This is a genomic window from Paraburkholderia monticola, assembly GCF_001580545.1.
GTDB classification, from domain to species: Bacteria; Pseudomonadota; Gammaproteobacteria; order Burkholderiales; family Burkholderiaceae; genus Paraburkholderia; species Paraburkholderia monticola.
Genome location: NZ_LRBG01000001.1, coordinates 56,448 through 74,513, shown reverse-complemented (window position 1 = coordinate 74,513; position 18,066 = coordinate 56,448). Strand labels below are relative to the sequence as shown.

22 protein-coding genes and 1 tRNA gene are annotated in these 18,066 nt (G+C 61.0%); 16 read left to right on the top strand and 7 right to left on the bottom strand.

Features of this window, described 5'->3' with window-relative positions:
• Positions 1-392: 392 nt before the first annotated feature.
• The 4 genes from ssuD (at position 393) to CI15_RS00370 (ending at position 3,729) form a co-directional block, all read left to right on the top strand.
• Complete coding sequence (gene ssuD, locus CI15_RS00385) at positions 393-1,553, top strand: FMNH2-dependent alkanesulfonate monooxygenase (RefSeq protein ID WP_062123051.1); 1,161 nt, start codon at positions 393-395, stop codon at positions 1,551-1,553.
• 37 nt (positions 1,554-1,590) lie between these two features.
• Positions 1,591-2,439: an aliphatic sulfonate ABC transporter permease SsuC gene (ssuC, locus tag CI15_RS00380; protein ID WP_062123839.1), complete on the top strand. Its 849-nt coding sequence runs from the start codon at positions 1,591-1,593 to the stop codon at positions 2,437-2,439.
• Positions 2,436-3,434 (top strand): ATP-binding cassette domain-containing protein, encoded by a 999-nt coding sequence (locus tag CI15_RS00375; protein ID WP_062123049.1) that lies wholly within the window; start codon positions 2,436-2,438, stop codon positions 3,432-3,434. Before ssuC ends, CI15_RS00375 begins: the two co-directional genes overlap by 4 nt.
• Positions 3,435-3,513: 79 nt before the next feature.
• Positions 3,514-3,729, top strand: coding sequence for a TOBE domain-containing protein (locus CI15_RS00370; RefSeq protein ID WP_062123046.1), 216 nt, complete (start codon positions 3,514-3,516; stop codon positions 3,727-3,729).
• Between the two features lie 32 nt (positions 3,730-3,761).
• On the opposite strand, the gene CI15_RS00365 is transcribed toward CI15_RS00370, so the two are convergent.
• Positions 3,762-4,022, bottom strand: a complete 261-nt coding sequence (locus CI15_RS00365; protein WP_062123043.1) for a hypothetical protein — start codon at positions 4,020-4,022, stop codon at positions 3,762-3,764.
• 260 nt (positions 4,023-4,282) lie between these two features.
• On the opposite strand from CI15_RS00365, the gene CI15_RS00360 reads away from it, so the two are divergent.
• Together CI15_RS00360 and CI15_RS00355 are read left to right on the top strand one after the other, a co-directional pair.
• Positions 4,283-4,480, top strand: a complete 198-nt coding sequence (locus tag CI15_RS00360) for a hypothetical protein (protein ID WP_062123040.1) — start codon at positions 4,283-4,285, stop codon at positions 4,478-4,480.
• 163 nt (positions 4,481-4,643) lie between these two features.
• A complete protein-coding gene (locus CI15_RS00355; protein WP_062123037.1) occupies positions 4,644-4,886 on the top strand; it encodes a DUF6566 family protein in 243 nt (80 codons plus the stop codon).
• A 207-nt stretch (positions 4,887-5,093) separates the two neighbouring features.
• On the opposite strand, the gene CI15_RS00350 is transcribed toward CI15_RS00355, so the two are convergent.
• Positions 5,094-5,363 (bottom strand): hypothetical protein, encoded by a 270-nt coding sequence (locus tag CI15_RS00350; RefSeq protein WP_062123034.1) that lies wholly within the window; start codon positions 5,361-5,363, stop codon positions 5,094-5,096.
• A gap of 527 nt (positions 5,364-5,890) precedes the next feature.
• Here CI15_RS00350 and CI15_RS00345 point away from each other — a divergent pair.
• From CI15_RS00345 to CI15_RS00310, 8 genes are all read left to right on the top strand, one after another.
• Positions 5,891-6,238 carry a hypothetical protein gene (locus CI15_RS00345; RefSeq protein WP_062123031.1) on the top strand — a complete coding sequence of 116 codons (348 nt, stop codon included), beginning with the start codon at positions 5,891-5,893 and terminating at the stop codon, positions 6,236-6,238.
• A 2-nt stretch (positions 6,239-6,240) separates the two neighbouring features.
• Positions 6,241-7,611 (top strand): tyrosine-type recombinase/integrase, encoded by a 1,371-nt coding sequence (locus CI15_RS00340; protein WP_062123028.1) that lies wholly within the window; start codon positions 6,241-6,243, stop codon positions 7,609-7,611.
• 4 nt (positions 7,612-7,615) lie between these two features.
• Positions 7,616-8,266 (top strand): hypothetical protein, encoded by a 651-nt coding sequence (locus CI15_RS00335; protein WP_062123026.1) that lies wholly within the window; start codon positions 7,616-7,618, stop codon positions 8,264-8,266.
• A 176-nt stretch (positions 8,267-8,442) separates the two neighbouring features.
• The gene (locus tag CI15_RS00330) at positions 8,443-8,637 is read left to right on the top strand and encodes a hypothetical protein (protein ID WP_062123023.1); all 195 of its coding nucleotides are present in this window, start codon (positions 8,443-8,445) and stop codon (positions 8,635-8,637) included.
• Between the two features lie 4 nt (positions 8,638-8,641).
• Entirely contained in the window at positions 8,642-9,385 is a 744-nt protein-coding gene (locus CI15_RS00325; protein ID WP_062123022.1) for a hypothetical protein, read from the top strand.
• Positions 9,382-9,606 carry a hypothetical protein gene (locus CI15_RS00320; RefSeq protein ID WP_062123021.1) on the top strand — a complete coding sequence of 75 codons (225 nt, stop codon included), beginning with the start codon at positions 9,382-9,384 and terminating at the stop codon, positions 9,604-9,606. Before CI15_RS00325 ends, CI15_RS00320 begins: the two co-directional genes overlap by 4 nt.
• Complete coding sequence (locus CI15_RS00315; protein WP_062123020.1) at positions 9,603-10,439, top strand: DUF7146 domain-containing protein; 837 nt, start codon at positions 9,603-9,605, stop codon at positions 10,437-10,439. Before CI15_RS00320 ends, CI15_RS00315 begins: the two co-directional genes overlap by 4 nt.
• A complete protein-coding gene (locus CI15_RS00310; RefSeq protein WP_062123018.1) occupies positions 10,436-12,283 on the top strand; it encodes a DUF927 domain-containing protein in 1,848 nt (615 codons plus the stop codon). Before CI15_RS00315 ends, CI15_RS00310 begins: the two co-directional genes overlap by 4 nt.
• 402 nt (positions 12,284-12,685) lie before the next feature.
• On the opposite strand, the gene CI15_RS00305 is transcribed toward CI15_RS00310, so the two are convergent.
• The 3 genes from CI15_RS00305 to CI15_RS00295 form a co-directional block, all read right to left on the bottom strand.
• Positions 12,686-13,471: a TIR domain-containing protein gene (locus CI15_RS00305; RefSeq protein WP_062123016.1), complete on the bottom strand. Its 786-nt coding sequence runs from the start codon at positions 13,469-13,471 to the stop codon at positions 12,686-12,688.
• Positions 13,472-13,819: 348 nt separating this feature from the next.
• The gene (locus CI15_RS00300) at positions 13,820-14,461 is read right to left on the bottom strand and encodes a hypothetical protein (RefSeq protein WP_062123013.1); all 642 of its coding nucleotides are present in this window, start codon (positions 14,459-14,461) and stop codon (positions 13,820-13,822) included.
• A gap of 49 nt (positions 14,462-14,510) precedes the next feature.
• A complete protein-coding gene (locus CI15_RS00295) occupies positions 14,511-15,251 on the bottom strand; it encodes a hypothetical protein (protein ID WP_062123010.1) in 741 nt (246 codons plus the stop codon).
• Positions 15,252-15,325: 74 nt separating this feature from the next.
• Here CI15_RS00295 and CI15_RS00290 point away from each other — a divergent pair, with 74 nt between their 5' ends.
• Both CI15_RS00290 and CI15_RS00285 read left to right on the top strand, forming a co-directional pair.
• On the top strand, positions 15,326-16,063 hold the full coding sequence (locus CI15_RS00290; RefSeq protein ID WP_062123006.1) for a DUF5677 domain-containing protein: 738 nt from the start codon (positions 15,326-15,328) through the stop codon (positions 16,061-16,063).
• 82 nt (positions 16,064-16,145) lie between these two features.
• Positions 16,146-16,454, top strand: a complete 309-nt coding sequence (locus tag CI15_RS00285; RefSeq protein WP_062123003.1) for a hypothetical protein — start codon at positions 16,146-16,148, stop codon at positions 16,452-16,454.
• A 93-nt stretch (positions 16,455-16,547) separates the two neighbouring features.
• Here CI15_RS00285 and CI15_RS00280 read toward each other — a convergent pair.
• Together CI15_RS00280 and dusA are read right to left on the bottom strand one after the other, a co-directional pair.
• A tRNA-His gene (locus CI15_RS00280) sits at positions 16,548-16,623 on the bottom strand.
• A gap of 100 nt (positions 16,624-16,723) precedes the next feature.
• Complete coding sequence (gene dusA / locus CI15_RS00275; RefSeq protein ID WP_062123837.1) at positions 16,724-17,674, bottom strand: tRNA dihydrouridine(20/20a) synthase DusA; 951 nt, start codon at positions 17,672-17,674, stop codon at positions 16,724-16,726.
• Between the last annotated feature and the right edge of the window lie 392 nt (positions 17,675-18,066).

Genomic DNA, 18,066 nt, shown 5'->3' with positions numbered 1-18,066 from the left:
TACAGGCGACGCGAATCGCAAGACCTGCACCGGGTGATTGGAAACGTGCGCCATTATATCGACCGGGGTAGGCCGGCCGGGGCCGCGTGTATAAAGCGCAACATCTGTATGCGGTAGCGCCGGGCTAATCACGAAAGCGGAAATCCTAAGCTCAAAAAAATCGTTCAAAAGCCGCGGACCGCTCCATAGACTGTTCCCTCATACAGACGGCGCCGGTGTCGCCGTGATCCGTTGAATCGAGCGCATCGCGCGCACGCTGGTGGTGTGAAGCCATCGTCCGTTTCTCAATCCATTAACCCGTCGCAGCGCCTCGCCGGCAACCGGCTCGATGCGCGCGGCCGGCGCTCGCGCGCACCGTTTTCATCCCGTTAAGAACAGGCAGGAGCAACAACATGAATGTGTTCTGGTTCATTCCGACTCACGGCGACAGCCGCTATCTCGGTACGTCCCAAGGCGCACGCGCAGCCGACTACGACTACTTCCGGCAGATCGCCGTCGCCGCCGATACGCTCGGCTACGAGGGCGTGCTGCTGCCCACGGGCCGCTCGTGCGAAGACGCGTGGGTCGTCGCGTCGAGCCTGATTCCCGCGACGCAGCGGCTGAAGTTCCTCGTCGCGATTCGCCCCGGGCTGTCGTCGCCGGGGCTCGCTGCGCGCATGGCCGCGACGTTCGACCGGCTCTCCAACGGACGCCTGTTGATCAACGTGGTGACGGGCGGCGACGCGGCCGAGCTCGCCGGTGACGGCGTGATCGTCGATCACGACACGCGCTACGAAATCACCGACGAATTCCTGCATATCTGGCGCAAGCTGCTCGCTGCATCGCACGGCAACGAAGCGATCGATTTCGACGGCAAGCATCTGCAGTCGAAGGGCGGCAAGGCGCTGTATCCGCCGGTGCAGAACCCGCATCCGCCGCTGTGGTTCGGCGGCTCGTCGGCGGCCGCGCACGACATCGCGGCCGAGCACATCGATACCTATCTGACGTGGGGCGAGCCGCCCGAAGCGGTCGCGAAGAAGATCGCCGACATTCGCGCACGCGCCGCGGCGCGCGGCCGGCAGATCCGCTTCGGTATCCGTCTGCACGTGATCGTGCGCGAGACCGAAGAAGAAGCGTGGGCCGCCGCCGACAAGCTCATCAGCAAGCTCGACGACGACACGGTCGCGCGTGCGCAGGCCTCGTTCGCGAAGATGGATTCGGAAGGGCAGCGTCGCATGGCCGCGTTGCACGGCGGCAAGCGCGGCGGGCGCGAGCAGCTCGAGGTGTATCCGAACCTGTGGGCGGGCGTCGGGCTCGTGCGCGGCGGCGCCGGCACCGCGCTGGTCGGCAATCCGGAGCAGGTGGCCGCGCTGATGAAGGAATACGCGGCGCTCGGCATCGAGACGTTCATCCTGTCGGGCTATCCGCACCTCGAAGAATCCTATCGTTTTGCCGAACTCGTGTTTCCGCTGCTGCCACAACGCTTCAGCAAGGTCGCCAACGGGCCGTTGTCGGGGCCGTTCGGCGAGATCGTCGGCAACAGCTATCTGCCGAAGGCGGCGAGTGCGAGCTGAGGGCGCGCGCTCGACGAACGACAAGGAGAACAGCAACATGAGTGACACTGCTTTGAGCGCGGCAACGGGGGCGACCCGGCAGACCGCGTCCGCGGCGCGCGCTGCCGCGCTGCGCCGCTTCGGCGCGCATCTGCTGCCGTGGCTCGCGCCGCTCGCGATCCTGCTCGCGTGGGAAATCGCCGCGCGCAGCGGCGCGTTGTCGACGCGTGTGCTGCCCGAGCCGCTCGCGGTCGTGAAGGCCGCATGGTCGTTGATCCAGTCCGGCGAAATGTGGGCGGACGTGAAGGTCAGCACGTGGCGCGCGGTGTCGGGCTTTGCGATCGGCGGGGGCATCGGTCTCGTGCTGGGACTCGCGACCGGGCTCTTCAAACCCGCCGAAATCGTGCTCGATTCGAGTGTGCAGATGATCCGCAACATCCCCGCGCTCGCGATGATTCCGCTCGTGATCCTGTGGTTCGGCATCGAGGAAGAAGCGAAAGTGTTCCTCGTCGCGCTCGGTGTGTTTTTCCCCGTCTACGTGAACACGTTTCACGGCATCCGTTCGGTCGATGCCAACCTGATCGAGATGGCGCGCAGCTATGGCGTCAAAGGCTTCGCGCTGTACCGCCACGTGATTTTGCCGGGCGCGCTGCCGTCGATTCTGGTCGGCGTGCGCTTCGCGTTCGGGCTGATGTGGGTCACGCTGATCGTCGCCGAGACCATCTCCGCGCAATCGGGCATCGGCTACATGACGATGAACGCGCGCGAATTCCTGCAAACCGATGTGGTGGTGGTCGGCATTCTGCTGTATGCGGCGCTCGGCAAACTCGCGGACATGCTCGCGAAGAGCCTCGAGCGCGTGTCGCTGCGCTGGCATCCGGCCTATCAGCGAGGAGCGAAAGCATGAGTGCAACGACGCTATCGACGACCTTCGGCGGCATCGCGGGCAGCGATCTCGAGGCCGAACTCGCGCAACCGCGCGTGGCGGATCACGACGCGAACGACCTGTTGGAGATCGAGCGAGACGGGACGCATCACGGCTTGCGCCCCGCGGCCGCGCTCGCGCGCAACGACGCACGTCCGAGCAGCGACGTCGCCGTGCAACTGCGCGGCGTCGGCAAACGCTATGGCGAGCGCGAGGTACTGTCGGGCTTCGATCTGTCGATCGAGCGGGGCAGCTTCGTCGCGATCGTGGGCCGCAGCGGCTGCGGCAAGTCGACGTTGCTGCGGCTCGTCGCGGGTCTCGAAGAAGCCAGTTCGGGCGCGCTCGAAAAACGCGCCGAGGATGGCGGTCCGCTCGATACCCGCATCATGTTTCAGGATGCGCGTCTGCTGCCATGGAAAAGCGTGCTGCAGAACGTCATGCTCGGCCTCGGTCGCGGCGCGCGCGACGATGCGCGCGCGGTGCTCGCCGAAGTCGGGTTGCTCGAACGCGCCAACGATTGGCCCGCGCAACTCTCGGGCGGCCAGCGGCAGCGTGTTGCGCTGGCGCGGGCGCTCGTGCATCGACCGCAATTGCTGCTGCTCGACGAGCCGCTCGGTGCGCTCGATGCGTTGACGCGCATCGAAATGCATACGCTGATCGAACGGCTGTGGCGCGAGCATCGCTTCACCGCGCTGCTCGTCACGCACGACGTGCACGAAGCCGTCGCGCTCGGCGACCGGATTCTGCTGATCGAGGACGGCCGCATCGCGCTCGATCAACCGGTCGCGCTGGCGCGTCCGCGCGCGCGGGCGTCGGCGGGCTTCGCCGCGCTCGAAGACCACGTGCTGCAACGCGTGCTGAAGAACGCGCCGAACGACGACTCGCTGGCGCATCGCGCGTATGAGCCCTATGACCCGTACGGCTTGCCCGAATCCGGCCGTCTCGCGCGGCCGACCGAGGTGCGCTGGGCCGTCTGAGTCGTCTGAGTCGTCTGAGTCGTCAGCCGATTCGATTTGATCCGATCCGTTGTTAACCGCTTCTGTGGAGTCATCTGAAATGAGTATTACCGCCATCAACGTGCGCAATCAGTTCAAAGGCAAGGTCAAGGAAATCATCCGCGGCTCGGTGGTGTCCGAAGTCGATGTGGAAACGCCGTTCGGCATCGTCACGTCGGTGATCACGACGCGCTCGGTCGACGAACTCGAACTGAAAGTCGGCTCGGAAGTGGTCGCGCTCGTGAAATCGACCGAGGTCTCGATCGCGCGACTCTGATGACGTTTCACCGACGCGAGCGGCGCGCGCGATTATTTCGCGTTCGCGCCGCTGGCGGGCGGTTCGTGCGACATGCGATCGTTGGTCGGTCTCGCCGGCCGCTTGATCGGCATGTTGTCGGGATTACTCGCACCGCCGGCACTCGATGCCGCGTCGGGCGATTTGGCCATCGGCGCATGGCTGTCGGGCGGCGCGCTCGGCGCCGTCTGCGCGACGGCGTTCGCGCCGCTCGCGAGGAGCGCCGCCAGCGCAGTGCCGGCGGCCGTTGCCGCGGTCCATTTGCCTCGCTTCATATCGTTCTCCTTCGATGTCGCGTGCCGTCGGTCGACAGGCGGCTTTGGGCACACCTGCCTCGCTAGTAGCAGGCCGTGTTCCGGGGGTGCCATCGCCGGCGCGATGAACCGTCCTCTTACTTGTGGTCGTGCCCGCCACGACGGCTCCAGACGCCAATTCCCAGCTTCGGCGCTCCATGCGGCGGGCTCGTCGGCCGCGTTCACCTGCATCCGCCGATGAAACTTGCTACGATGAATTGAGCATTCCGACGGAGACGGCCATGTCGAAGTCCTTGAGTCCCGAAGCAGTCGAAGCGTTGCGGCGTCTGAACGACGTCGGCGTCGGACAGACGGCGCCCGAAGTCGCGCAGTCCGTCGTGGCGGAGTTGCTGGCATGCGGCCTCGTTGCCGAAGCGGGCAGCGGCGAGGTCGAAATCAACTGCAGCGGCCGGCAATATCTTTCCGGCGATTGCGACTGATCCGCCGATTGGCGGACGGCCACAAGTCAGGTCTGGAGAGCAGGGCGGCGCGTCGCGGGTGAGTCGTGGGTAGAGGGTTGGCCATCGCGACGCCCGCCCGACGCGCGTGTACGCTTGCCCGCGATCAGCGATACAGCGATACAGCGATACCACGGAGGTCAGCATGGAGCCGAAGGGCGTCGACATGGGCGACTACCAGGCGCGCTATGGCGACTACGACATCGAGGTGGCGGTCGAGCAGGTGCTGACCGGCGTCAAGGCGCATTTCCGGGTGCTACGCGACGATTCGACGGTGGTCGACTGGCAACTCGTGCATATCGATACCTTGTGGTCCACCGAGCATGCGGCCGCTGAGGCGGGGTTTCGCGCGGCGCGTGAGCTGATCGATGCGGGGCTGGCGAGCTAGAAGCGGGTAGGCGCGTCGCGACGAAGGCGGACGGCGTAAAGAGGGCCGGCAGAAGGGCTGCACGCGGGGTAGGCCGCTTGGAGGAGTGTGCTTGGCACCACGGCCGCCGTAAACGCAACGAGGCGCCGGCATCGATACAGCATGCGCGGCGCCCAGTTCAATCGCTGCCCTCACGGGGCAGCAGATCCGATGGTGCTGGCTGGCGGCTTAGTGGCCGAAGAACACCGATCGCGGACCCGAAGTGGGTTCGCTGTGCGTGCCCGATTGCGTCGACACGCTATTCACGCCGCCGTACGAATTCGATTGGGCGTTGGCTTGTTCAGCCGCGACGGTCTGCGCGCTCTGGCCTTGTTGCGAAGCCGGTGCGCCAACCGACGGACGATAGTACGGTGCCGGACCGTAGCCGCTTGCGAAAGCGGGAGCGGCGATCGAGGCAGAAGCGGCAACCAGCAGGGCGGCGATGAACTTGGTCTTCATGGTAGGACTCCGATAACGTTTCGACTGCATTTCAGGAAGGCGTCGCAGGAGCCGGTGAGGAGGGTGTCTGCAACGTCGATGGAAGGCAGTGTATACCCCTACTATCGATTTTTTATGCCGATAATTTGAAATTACTATTCCTCATCGGGAAACAATCGATCAGACGTAAGCGCGGCAAGACAGAGCGGTGATCCGGCCCTGTTGAGCAAGTGGATTTTGAGGAAGGGAAGGAGGGGCTGAGGCGGGTCGCAAAACAAAAACGGCGTTGTGATTGCTCACAACGCCGTTCGCGCGAATTCTTTGGGGTGGCTGATGGGACTCGAACCCACGACGACAGGAATCACAATCCTAGCCAACTGTAATTCCCGGTCAACACGAAGCATCCCGATATCTGCCTGAAACGAAGACTGCAAGCCGGTCTTGCCATATTTGCCTACATTATCCGCGTTGACGTACGTTGATTCGAATGTACAATCCGTGCCTACACAGTGCCTACTGTAGGCGCTGACCAACGCCGGGGAAGTGCCATGTGGCTATTGATGAATGACTCGATGCTGTCGGTGATTGCCAGTGACAAAGATGAAAACCTGCTTGTGGTCCGCGCTCGCCGCCCCAACGACATCCGCCGCGTGTTCGGCGCTGACGTGGAGGAGATTCACATTCCGGGCCGCGACTACCAGGTGCGTGCGTTTCTGCCGCGCCAACAGGTCGCGGACGTAATCGCGAACCGGCTGCTGACGACGCCGTACCTCAATTTCAAGGATTCCGTCGATTGCCGGAAGGACAACGACCTGCACCACGCGTACGTCGATATTTGGCACACGCTCGCAGCCATTCAGCCAATCCCGCCGTACTCCTGCGCTCAGAGGGGTTGACAATGAAGGTCAATTTCACCCAGCAGCGCGTAATGTCGGAGTTGGTCTGCGAAGTGGGCAAGTCGCAGACCCTGCACCAAGACGCCAACACGCCCGGACTGGGATTGAGGGTAACGGCTGGCGGGGCCCGCTCGTTCATTTTTGAGGCCCGCCTGCATGGCAAGACTGTCCGCGTCACCATCGGCGACGTGAAGGCGTGGAAGCTCGACGTCGCCAGAACCGAAGCCAGCCGCCTGCGTGTGCTGGTGGACGGTGGCAAAGACCCGCGTGAGGAATCCGTCGCTCAGGCAGTAGCCCACGCCGCCCGCAAGGCCGAAGCCGCCCGCAAGACCGCGACGCTCGCGGAGGCGTGGGCTGTCTATACCGAGGCTCGCCGGTCTAAGTGGTCTGAACTGCATTACCGTGACCACGTTGACCTGTCGCAGTTGGGCGGCGTGCCGAAGCTGCGCGGCAAGGGCCTGACGGCACCCGGCCCGCTCGCGCCGCTCATGGGCGTGAAGCTGGCGGACCTGACCGCCGACCGCGTGGCCGACTGGCTGGCGGACGAAGCCGACACGCGCCCGGCCCGCGCCCGCAAGGCGTTCGATCTGTTGCGAATCTTCGCTGGCTGGGCCGACGAGCAGCCGCAGTACACCGGTCTGGTGGATAGCAAGGCCGTCAGCGCCAAGCTTCGGAAGGAACTGCCAAAGCCGTCCACGAAGGATGACGTTCTACAACGCGAGCAGTTGACCGCATGGTTCGCGGCCGTACGCCAGCTAGATAACCCGGTGATGGAGGCGTACCTTCAGGGGCTGTTGTTGACCGGCGCGCGGCGCGAGGAACTAGCCGGTCTCAAGTGGGGTGACGTGGACTTCAAGTGGAACAGCCTGCACCTAGCCGACAAGGTCGAAGCGGCTGGCCGCACGATTCCGCTCACGCCGTACTTCAAGACCTTGTTGCTCAAGTTGAAGGCCATCAACGACACGCCGCCGACCGTCCGCGCGCTGCGCGAGCAGTTCGAGCGCCGGGGCGAGACGTGGAGGCCGAGCGAGTTCGTGTTCGCGTCCAAGACTTCAGGTGAAGGCCGGTTGACGAGCCCGAACCGCGCGCTGGCCCGCGTTTGCGCGATTGCAGGCGTGCCGCACGTAACGTTGCACGGTTTGCGTCGTAGCTTCGCGACCCTCAGCGAGTGGTGCGAACTGCCGGTGGGCGTCACCGCTCAGATTCAAGGCCACAAGCCGAGCGCGACCGCCGAGAAGCACTACAAGCGCCGCCCGTTGGACTTGTTGCGCTCATGGCACGACAAGCTCGAAACGTGGCTACTGGAGCAGGCCGGTATCGACTTCCAACCGGCCGCCGCCGAACAGAAGCCGCCAATGCCGAAAGCGGTCTGAAGTCATGACGAACATGAACCGCGAGAACCGGCTACCGCTCGCCGATATCGTCAAGCGCATCATTGGGCACGAGGCAGCGCTGGCGACCGACACCCCGAAGTTCGAGGTCCACTGGGACCGTGAATGGCCGCTGCTCGACAAACTGATGGCTTCGGCAAGGTCTGGAACCCTGAAGGTCTATGAGCGCGGCACGTTCCAAAGCATCGCGCCTGGCAAGCTGCCGCCGCCCACGTTGCTGATGAATCGCGAGGCGTATCTATCCGACGTGGACGCATGGCTGGACCTGCACGAGCCGCACACTCCATTCCGGTTTCATCCGGCCGAGCAAGACCTGATCGAACATGATCGAAATCCGATCTACCCCGGCAACTCCGTCATGACGAACTTGAAAACGACCGCCAACAGCAACGTCGTGCACCACTTGGCCAACGGCAGGCGCACCAACGTGCTGACCGCCGAGATTGAACGCGCCGTTGAGCAGGTAGGCAGCACCGACACCAGCGCGGTGCTCCACTACCTGCGCGAGCGCGCAGATAACCAAGCTGGCCCGTTCACGGGCGTCATGCCGAACGGCAGCCTGAAGTACACAGACGACTACGGCCAACCGAAGACACTCAGCCGGGACGCGCTGGGCCAGCGCCTTAAGCGCCGCTGATTGACGAAGTGCGGCTGCGACGCAGAGATAGCGCCTGAAGCGCCCGCGAAGCCGCGTCGTTATCCCACGTTAAGCAACGTTAAGCGACGCCAGCCGTCGCATCTATATGAGGGCTCCGGAGCCCCTAATAGAGTCCGTTCACCGACGCACCCGCGTTGACTTTAAGGTGATACGGAATGACAACTACTCAGGAATCGGCCCTCGACCCGCTCACAACCGAGAAGCTGGCCGCACTGCTTGGCTTGAAGAAGCAGAGCCTGCGCAAGCGCTTCTGCCAGACCGGCAGTTACTTCGGCGTGGTCCCGACGAAGTTGCCGAATGGCCGCCTGCTGTGGCCCGGCGACTCCATCGCCCGCCTGACGGGGGCATAAGGCGATGGCCCAAAAAAATAGCCCGACCGCCACTAAGAGCGAACCGGACCTGAACGAACGCGCACAGGATAACGTAGGCCACGACTGCGAACAACTGGAACTGCCAGACATTCCGAAACCGGCGTTCTGCCCGTCATGGCCGGGCCACGCCACGATGTGCGGATTGACGCTCGACCTGATGCTGACCGGCGCACGCATCAACATGTTCGACATGCCTGACGAGTACCGGCGCATTAGTGCCTACATTCAGGATTTGGAGAATAAATTCGGCTGGCCGGTGAAGGCTGCCCCGCTCAAGCACCCGCGCAAGAGCCACGAAATCGCACAGTACTGGCTCGACCAAGAAATCATTTTGCAAGCGAGGGCGATTCGCCCTGACGGCCTGATGGTCACGCAGGCCGAGCACGTCGCTGACGTGAAAAACCGCGCCACGATTCGCGGCAGCGACACCAACGCCACCGGCAAGTCCGTCGGCAACTCCGTCAAGGTCAACGTGACGAACTTGACGGCGGCCGGAGCACTGGATTCAGCAATCGAGTTCGTCAAGCGCGTGCTCACCGGCAAGGGCCATGTGCCGACCAAAGAGGTCGAATCTCTGGCGGCAGAGGCACGCGTCGCCCCGAAGACTTTGGAGCGCGCAGGCAAGGCGGTGAAGGTGAAGAAGATCAAGGTCGGCACGCGTTGGTTCTGGACTCTGCCCGCAAGCCGCACCGCCAGCGACGACAACCTTGACGAGGGTCCGGCATGAGCAACATCACGTCGAAAGTGGAAGCCGCCTGCGCGTTCCTGCGCGCCCACCTTCGCCTCTGTATCGCCGCGGGCGATGGCGTCTATGTACGTGCTCAGGAAGCCGGTCACAGCCGCCGCACTATCGAGCGCGCGTGCGCCGTCCTGCGCGTGGTGAAGACCCGCAGCACTCGCTTCGGCACGTCGCACTGGGAACTGCCGCGCCGCGAGGTTCGCTCATGATTCAGTGGAACGACTACGACGTAGGCGAGCACCGTATCCAGTGCCCGGCATGTGGCCGTGGTCCGCGCGATAAGACGTGCGGCCTTACCATCAAGCTCGACTACTCCGGCGTGGCGCACTGCCACCGCTGCTCATTCGTGGAGACCTACCGCCCTGAGCGTGGTGCTCATATCGCGGCACCGTCTACGCCTCGTATTACTGGCCGCCAGCGGGCTCCGAAGCGCGAGACCTTGTCCGACTATGGTTGCGACCTGTGGGACGCCTGCGAGCCGCTCAAGGGCAGCGTTGCCGTCGACTATCTGGCGTCGCGCAAGTGCGTACTGCCGCCCGACGACGGCGACCTGCGTCAGCACCCGAACCTGAAGCACCCATCCGGCTACGTCGGCCCGGCACTGGTCGCGCGCGTCACCGATGCTGTGACCGGCGATGCAATCAGCCTGCACCGCACATGGGTTCGTGCAGACGGTCGCAAGGCCTACGTGGGCGTGTCGCGCATGTTGCTGGCGGGGCACCGCAAACAAGGTGGCGTAATCCGCCTGTGGCCGGACGAAGCCGCTACGAGCACGCTGGGCATTGCCGAAGGCATCGAGAGCGCCTTGTCGCTCGCATGGGCCGTGCAGCCGGTATGGGCGCTCATCGACGCCGGGAACTTGGCGAAGCTGCCGGTGTTGGCTGGTATCGAGACCTTGGTCATCGCGAAAGACAACGACCCGGCGGGCGTCGCTGCCGCCGACGAATGCGGACGCCGCTGGGTAGAAGCTGGTGCCGAAGTGCTGGTCTCGCAGCAGACCGAAAACGACTTGAACGACACGATTTTGGAGATGACGGTATGAGCGCCGAGATGAACGTAGAGATGGATGCGGAGGCAACCATGCGCGCCGCCGTCGCCAACATGAAGCTGGTGAAGTTGAAGCCGGTAAAGAATCCCGAGCCGAAAAAGAAGTCCAAGCCGGTTAGCGACGCAGGACAATCGCACTACGCCGTTACGGATGGCGGCCTGTACTTCATCAACGTCGTGCCCGGCAAGGATGGCGAGTCCGACCGCAAGGTGCCGACGTGGCTGTGCGACGAGTTGGAAGTGCTGGGCAACGGTCGCGATGACGCTGGTAACCAGTACCGGCTGTTGCAATGGAAGCGCCAAGGCAACGGCGAGCATATCCAGATGGCAATGCAGAACGCCGTCATTGGCGAGCGCGAGTGCTGGGCGACCATGCGCAATCAAGGGCTGGCTGTCGCGACGACGGCCACGGCCCGCAGCCGCCTGAGCTACTACCTGCAAAAGGAAGGTGGCGATGACTGGTACGAAATCGTCAGTCTGTCCGGCTGGCAACAGGGCTGCTACGTCATGCCGAACGGCGACATGGTAGGCACGCCGACGAAGCGTATCTTCTACAACGGCGGCACACCCAAAAAAGCCACCTACGAGCCCGCCGGCAGCCTTCAGACGTGGCGCGATACCGTTGGACACCTTGCCCGCGAGAATCCGCTTGTGGTGGCTGCTGTCGCGTGCTCGTTGGCTGGCCCGCTGCTCAGTCTCATTGGCGTGCGTGATGGCATCGGCCTGCACCTTCACGCCCGCACGTCGTCCGGCAAATCCACGGCGGCCGACAGCGCCGCGTCCCTATGGGGCGACCCTATGAGCGTGTTGCACTCATGGGACGGCACGACGTTCGGTCTTACCAGGACTGCGGAGTACGCCAACGACGGGTTGCTGTACCTGGACGAGATTGGCGCTGGTGACGCTCGCAAAATCGGTGCTGCGATTTACTCGATGTTGAACGGCACATCGCGGCTTCAGGGCACGAAGGACGGCGGCGTGGTGGCGTCGCGCTCGTGGCGTCTGACGATGGTCAGTACCGGCGAGGTCGGCATGGCGCAATACCTGGCCGAAGGTGGTCAGACGCCGCGTGGCGGACAGGAAATCCGCCTGCTCGACGTTCCGGCTGACTCCGGTGCATACCGTGTCTTCGACTGCCTGCACGGTCGCAAGAATGGCGGCGACTTTGCCGTGGAACTGACCAAGGCCGCGCGCTCGAACTACGGCACGGCTGGCCGCGCATTTGTCGAATGGCTGGCTGCTCATAAGGATGAGGTCATGGGCTGGGTGGCGCAGACCGAGGCCGAAATGCTGGCTGCACTGGAGACCGAACATCCGGGCGCAGCGCCTGCCGCGCAGCGTGCGACACATAAGTGGGCCGTGCTTGCTGCTGCTGCCGAGATGGCGTCAAATGCTGGCATTACTGGCTGGACAGCCACCGAGGCTCGCGCGTGGGTCATGCAGGCATGGGCTCGCTGGCTGGCGGCATTCGGCACGGCTGACCGCGACAACGAGCGTCTGCTCGAACAGGTGGACGGCATCCTGCGTGCTCATGAGCTTGGGCGCTTTGTGCTTCTGCCGATTGACCCGTCCAGCGAGCCGACCACTAGCAACATTCTCGGGTACAAGCGCTACGTGGACGGCGAGCCAGTGTTTCTGATTCTGCCAGCCGCGTTCAAGGATGAAGTAATCAAGGGCTACGAGTTGCGCCACGCCTGTCGCGTGCTGCACGAGGCTGGAATGCTCGACCGCAACGACAAGCGTGGGGAGTTCGTAGTCAACGCCGGAAAGCCTGCCGGGACTGTGTACCGGGCATACACTCGCAATGTCGCTCACGGGGATGGCAGCGACGACGAGTAAGTCGGACGCTATGCGCGCGAGAAAGTACCCCAAACACCCCGAAGCCCCAAACAGATACCCAAAACCATTATGGAATAAGGCTCTCGCTGTTCGGGGTTTCTTCGGGGTTGTTCGGGGTTCGGGACGCACCTTCGGCTCGATGATGGGGGAGTGCAGGCGCACCCCGAACATAACCCCCAACAGATAGAGCCTTGCTGGATAAGGCTTTCAGGCCTGTGTTTGGGGTTTCGGGTCGTTGGGGGTGGGTTTTGTATCTATAGGGAGATTCACACGATGACGAGCAGGCAGAGACGCCTCACATGGGACCGGAACCAGCGCCCCTCGCACAGCGAGCACACGGACAGCACGCCGTCATTCGAGCAGCGCCGCATCGGGCAAGTGGCGCCCCCGTGCATACAGAATTCAAAGGTTATACAGCGCTTTTAACTCCCTATCGATTACATGAAACGTCGCCTGCACGGTGCCATTGGGATATCGCGCGTAGACGATGCCCGCAAGATTGGTCGGAATACTTACACCCTCTTCGTGAAGAAGGATTACTCGCTGGCGGCCGAACTTCCCATGAAAGAATCCGATTTCATGCATGACGTTTTCGCGTACTTTGGGTTTTCCTTCTTCGTCGGTATCGTCCCCGCTCATAACGATAACTGCCGAATCACAATCATCCGACCGGGTTTCAAGCTTCTCGACTATAGTAAGGCTGCCGCTTACCTCTTGCGCCAACTCCATGGTTTCAATCTTCAAATCCCTTTCTATGTGGGCCTGCACCTCGTACCAGTCTTTTGCCCTGCCATGAGAAATAAAAACACGTCGCGGGCTTTTGCGCTCCCGTGCTACCTCGCCACTGTTAACTTGTATCTCGATTATCTGGGCTATGTCGCGTGCAAGTCTTTCCATTTGCTGCCTTGAGTAATGGAAAACCGTATTACCGGCCGCATCCTTAAGAGACATTTGCGTCTCAGGGGAAACACCGCCTAAAACAAAATCTTCATACTGATTTGGTAGTTCTGTTCTTAACGTCGCAAGGTTCGCGGCGGCCTGATCGAAATATTGGCCTACCTGTCCCGGATCGAAATTAGAGCGCTCATGAATAGTCATTCCACCGCGCCCTACTTTCTCACTCAGGGCTGATCTAACCGCGCCCTGGATACCTGCCAGCTTGGCCATCGCAATAGCAACCGTAGTCATGGGTTACATCCCTTGTTTGGATACTATCCATCCTAGCACTCGCCGGTACCGTTACTGGGCGTTGCCGCTGGACCTGTTGGCCCGCGTGAAGGCCATGTTGTCAGCCCGCAGCAATCAGTAAATGACCCGGAACGCACCGTCCATAAAGGGAATCAGGGCCGCCGGTTGTCGGAGTGCATATCGGCGAGCCAAGTAAACGAATACCGCCCGGGTCTGCCGTTTTCAGGGTGTTTCAGCTCGTCCCGGAGCGTGTAAGCTATCCGGCAGCCATGGGGCTCTGAAACGCCACCACCATCCGCGAAACTTTTCCTCAGGCCCACGGAAAGGTCTGCTCAGGTGAGCGGTCTACTAGTCAGGCCTCTTGTCGACGGCGTTGCTCACTGCCTCTTTCCATCTTTTGTTGCCGACAAGCGTGGAACGGAAAATCCTCAAGGAGTTGCACCCTGGGATTGACTTGAGTGTTGCCTTAGTAGCATCAACGAGCGCGGGCGCGAGCCACGGGTTCAGGTAAATAGCGTCAATCGCATTAAGTGGTATCGAAATGTCGACAGCGTTTAATTCATCGACGGAGTCTTCCCAAATTACTCTGAATTCTTTCTCGTCAACGAAGCCCGCACGTTTAACGAACGGCAGTTCATTGACCGTGACGCTGCCACCGCCTATTTTTACCAGTGTGCGATACTCAACCTTCTGATGTCTGACGCCGATATATTCGTCGAAGGCAGCCAGTAAACGTTCCCTGTTGAATTCGATGCAAGCCCCCCCGTTTCCACCGGCAAAGACATGCCAGTGGTGATATGTCTCGGCTGTCTCTGTAAAGCACAGGGCAAGCAGGCTCTTCAGTTTTCGTTTTTCCTTGTAGACACTTAATGAGTAAGAGTCGTTCGTGTCATCCCAAGTCGCAGGATTAAGAAGGGTAATCGCCTTGTTCTGCAACAGATAAATCAATGCGGGAATGTTGGTGTAGCGTCTAAGTTTTTCGCCTGGCACGGAATCCTCCTTTTAGTTGTTGTAAGCCGCCCCGAAATTTCGAACTTGCCTATAAATCGCGAGTCAGTCGCCTAGCGGTGGAATCAGGGTATTTTGCCTCAAAAAATTGTTCTTCAAGCCAATCACACAGTTCTTCAACTGCGTCGATAGCGGCAAACAGCTTATCCCGATCTACGCTAACAACCGGTGTAAGAATCCATCTAACACTTTCGTTTTCGGCGGCCTTGCCACCGCCTATAGCCTGGAGCATTTCAGCTTCACTCTCGCTGATGAAGAAATTCTTTGGATGAGTTTTCAAATCATCTTCGCTGTGACGGACGTCCAACGCAGAGATATTGTCGGGATGCTGGTCCCGGTTGCGGGCAAGTACAATCTGCTCGATCAAGTCAAGGTGTACCGGGGTGTCGCCCCAAACGATTCCCGCCCGTTCACCGAGCGCGTTTTGGTACGCCTGAAGCCAACCTTCGCCTTTCTTCTTTTTGAATGGTTTCACGCCTAGCTGGTGCGCCCAGGTCGAGAAGTAGAGATTTAGCGATGCAGCGAGCATAGACAGACAAGCGCGGCCCTGAATCTGGATAGCGTACTGCGCATTCTCCCACTCGGCCATGAACGCGGGTTCATCCGTTCCGATGTATTCGCCTTCTTCGTCGTAGCCGTAGTCTGACGGCGTTTCGAAAGGTGCTTCCTTGGCCTCAATCTTTCTGACCACTTCGAGGAAAGGAGCCGCAGACTGGTCGTAGAAATCGCGGATGAATCTTGTGCGTCGTTCGAGAAAATATTTGACCTCCAATCTTGCCTCCTATTTCCCTTATGACCTGTATTCTACGTCTCAGGAAGGCCAGTTCGGAAAGGAAGGACTCACCAATGGACACGGTAAAAGTGGGGGATTTTCTCAATACATTGGGCCGAATTCTGGACGCCATGCGAGATCTGATCGTGCGGGCGCGTCCTCCAAAGGGTGGGCCCGACCGCATGCGTGTTGTGCTTGTGTTGACTATTGCGGAGCAGTTTGAGGCGGCATTACGGCTCGGAAACGCACACATGAGCACTCACGCTGCTACTCATGTTCGCTCCATGATCGAAGCACTTGTTGTCATGCGAAAGCTTGAGACCGATTGTAGCTACGTGAATCAGTTGCGTTACGACAAGCTACATGGAGAAAAGCGGGTTTACGAGGGACTTATCGGAGACCCCAACATTCCCGATGACTGGAAGCAACCAATCAGAATCCTCCTCGACGAATGCTTGTCGGAGTTCAGTTCGTTACATGCCGGCAAATATCGGCCGAAGAAGATCAGTAAGGAATTCGGAAATACTGGGCTTTTCCATCTCGTCGGCCCATACGCGCTGCTTTGTGGATTCTCGCACAATGACCTGGCGGTTCTTGCATTCCGACACCAGGGCGACAGCGGGATGGTATTCAAGCAGGAGGACGATCCGACCTTCGTGCAGTCGATTTTCTCTACCGCCCTGATGGTGCTTATGGATGCCGCCCGCCAGTTTGGAGAGGTCGCAAAATTTTCAGATGGTCATTTTGAGTCGGTCTTTGCTTCCATGAACAAGGACTGGCAGGGCGTGCTCAACAAGACCGTTGTACGTTAAAGTCATTCAAGACTCACGCGCAACCGAACCGAAATCATCGCGGGTACGATTGGGGCCGACGACTTAAACCAACGGGGGCACGATGAAAGAGGAGCACGAGACATCAATCGAGATAGTCCACGGCCTGCGTGACTTCTGCATAGACTTGCGGACGCAGATGAACTCTCACACGCCCGGCTTCGAGGGCGACAACATCGCCGTCATCATCGGGAGACAGGCCGAACACCTTGCGGAATCCTTCCTGCACGAGAACGCTTTCCAACTGCTCATGCATGCCGCGAAGATGACGCTGGCCGCGCGTATCAGCATCGAGCAGGGAATGGACGAGGATGAGGCGAACGCGAAGCTCGAACTCGTCCTCTCGGAGGTGGTGAAGCACCTGGACGAATAGGCCGTCGTTTCCTGGCAGCGCCTACGTGGTGCCTACACGGCTCTAGAAAGCAAAAAGCCCGGTCATCGAAACCGGGCTAAGTGCTTGAATTCTTGGGGTGGCTGATGGGACTCGAACCCACGACGACAGGAATCACAATCCTGGACTCTACCAACTGAGCTACAGCCACCACTAACATCTGCTTGACTTGCTTGAAAAAGCTGTCTCGCCGACGAAGAAACGAGATTATAGGGACTAGATTTGCGTTTGCCTAGTCCTTAATTCAACCTTTATTCAAAAATCTCGACGGGCTCGCGCAGATGCTGTCTTGCTTCGTCGAAGATGGTCAGATCGCGGGCCGCGAGCCGCTTGCTGTCGGACAAAACTCGGCGCCAGCCGCGTGCGCCTGCTTCGCCGCGATAGAGCCCGAGCGCATGTCGCGTGATCGCGCCGAGATAGGTGCCGCGCGCCATTTCGCTCGCGCAATACTCGATCAGCTTCGCTTCGACCTGATCGCGCGTGAGGGGCGCCTGTGCCGACCCATAGAAGCGCGAGTCGACCTCGGCGAGCAAGTAGGGGTTGTGATACGCCTCACGCCCGAGCATCACGCCGTCGACATGCTGAAGATGCGTCTCGACTTCATCGAGCGTCTTGATGCCGCCATTGATGATGATCTCCAATTGCGGAAAATCGCGCTTCAGTTGATACGCGTAGTCGTACTTGAGCGGCGGAATCTCACGATTTTCCTTCGGGCTCAAGCCCTTCAGGATCGCGTTGCGCGCATGAACGATAAAGACCTCGCAGCCGGCCTCGGCAATCGTGCCGACGAAATCCCGCACGAAGCCGTATTCCTCGACCGCATCGACACCGATCCGGTGTTTGACCGTGACCGGCACGGACACGACGTCGCGCATCGCCTTCACGCAGTCGGCGACGAGTTGCGGCTCGTTCATCAGGCATGCGCCGAACGCGCCGCGTTGCACGCGCTCCGACGGACAGCCGCAATTGAGGTTGATTTCGTCGTAACCCCATCGCTCCCCGAGCTTCGCCGAGCGTGCCAGATCGTCGGGCTCGCTGCCACCGAGCTGCAGCGCGACCGGCGCTTCGTCGGGTGTAAACGCGAGATGACGCGGCACGTCGCCGTGCAGCAGCGCACCGGTCGTCACCATTTCCGTGTAGAGCCACGTATGGCGCGAAATCATCCGATGCAGTGAGCGGCAATGACGGTCCGTCCAGTCCATCATCGGTGCTACGGAAATTCGGCGAGGGCTTGAATTCATTGTGTTTCGGCGCCAGTACTGGGCTTGGCGGGTGTTTGGGTGTTGGGTGATTGCACGCGGTTTCGGTGCGATTTCCAGTGGTTTTCGGTCGAGCGCTACGAGGTGGGACCGAGATCTGGCCTGTAGCACCGGGAAAACGATGGAACGATATCGGCGCGGGAGCGCACGGACAGGAGTATACGCTACACCGTGCAGATACGTCTGAAGGCAGGCGGGAAGGTCGTCCACACGGAGTCGAAGACTTCGACCGGCGCCAGGCGGCGCAGCCGTGGATCGACAGGCATGAGCGTGAGCTGGTGCAGCCCGGCGCGCCGGAGTCTATCTTTCTGCTCCGGTAAGCCGTCTTCGCGACA

Coding starts and splice junctions, on each gene's coding strand:
- ssuD (WP_062123051.1), top strand. CDS start 393: ATGAATGTGTTCTGGTTCATTCCGACTCACGGCGACAGCCGCTATCTC.
- ssuC (WP_062123839.1), top strand. CDS start 1,591: ATGAGTGACACTGCTTTGAGCGCGGCAACGGGGGCGACCCGGCAGACC.
- CI15_RS00375 (WP_062123049.1), top strand. CDS start 2,436: ATGAGTGCAACGACGCTATCGACGACCTTCGGCGGCATCGCGGGCAGC.
- CI15_RS00370 (WP_062123046.1), top strand. CDS start 3,514: ATGAGTATTACCGCCATCAACGTGCGCAATCAGTTCAAAGGCAAGGTC.
- CI15_RS00365 (WP_062123043.1), bottom strand. CDS start 4,022: ATGAAGCGAGGCAAATGGACCGCGGCAACGGCCGCCGGCACTGCGCTG.
- CI15_RS00360 (WP_062123040.1), top strand. CDS start 4,283: ATGTCGAAGTCCTTGAGTCCCGAAGCAGTCGAAGCGTTGCGGCGTCTG.
- CI15_RS00355 (WP_062123037.1), top strand. CDS start 4,644: ATGGAGCCGAAGGGCGTCGACATGGGCGACTACCAGGCGCGCTATGGC.
- CI15_RS00350 (WP_062123034.1), bottom strand. CDS start 5,363: ATGAAGACCAAGTTCATCGCCGCCCTGCTGGTTGCCGCTTCTGCCTCG.
- CI15_RS00345 (WP_062123031.1), top strand. CDS start 5,891: ATGTGGCTATTGATGAATGACTCGATGCTGTCGGTGATTGCCAGTGAC.
- CI15_RS00340 (WP_062123028.1), top strand. CDS start 6,241: ATGAAGGTCAATTTCACCCAGCAGCGCGTAATGTCGGAGTTGGTCTGC.
- CI15_RS00335 (WP_062123026.1), top strand. CDS start 7,616: ATGACGAACATGAACCGCGAGAACCGGCTACCGCTCGCCGATATCGTC.
- CI15_RS00330 (WP_062123023.1), top strand. CDS start 8,443: ATGACAACTACTCAGGAATCGGCCCTCGACCCGCTCACAACCGAGAAG.
- CI15_RS00325 (WP_062123022.1), top strand. CDS start 8,642: ATGGCCCAAAAAAATAGCCCGACCGCCACTAAGAGCGAACCGGACCTG.
- CI15_RS00320 (WP_062123021.1), top strand. CDS start 9,382: ATGAGCAACATCACGTCGAAAGTGGAAGCCGCCTGCGCGTTCCTGCGC.
- CI15_RS00315 (WP_062123020.1), top strand. CDS start 9,603: ATGATTCAGTGGAACGACTACGACGTAGGCGAGCACCGTATCCAGTGC.
- CI15_RS00310 (WP_062123018.1), top strand. CDS start 10,436: ATGAGCGCCGAGATGAACGTAGAGATGGATGCGGAGGCAACCATGCGC.
- CI15_RS00305 (WP_062123016.1), bottom strand. CDS start 13,471: ATGACTACGGTTGCTATTGCGATGGCCAAGCTGGCAGGTATCCAGGGC.
- CI15_RS00290 (WP_062123006.1), top strand. CDS start 15,326: ATGGACACGGTAAAAGTGGGGGATTTTCTCAATACATTGGGCCGAATT.
- CI15_RS00285 (WP_062123003.1), top strand. CDS start 16,146: ATGAAAGAGGAGCACGAGACATCAATCGAGATAGTCCACGGCCTGCGT.
- dusA (WP_062123837.1), bottom strand. CDS start 17,674: ATGGACTGGACGGACCGTCATTGCCGCTCACTGCATCGGATGATTTCG.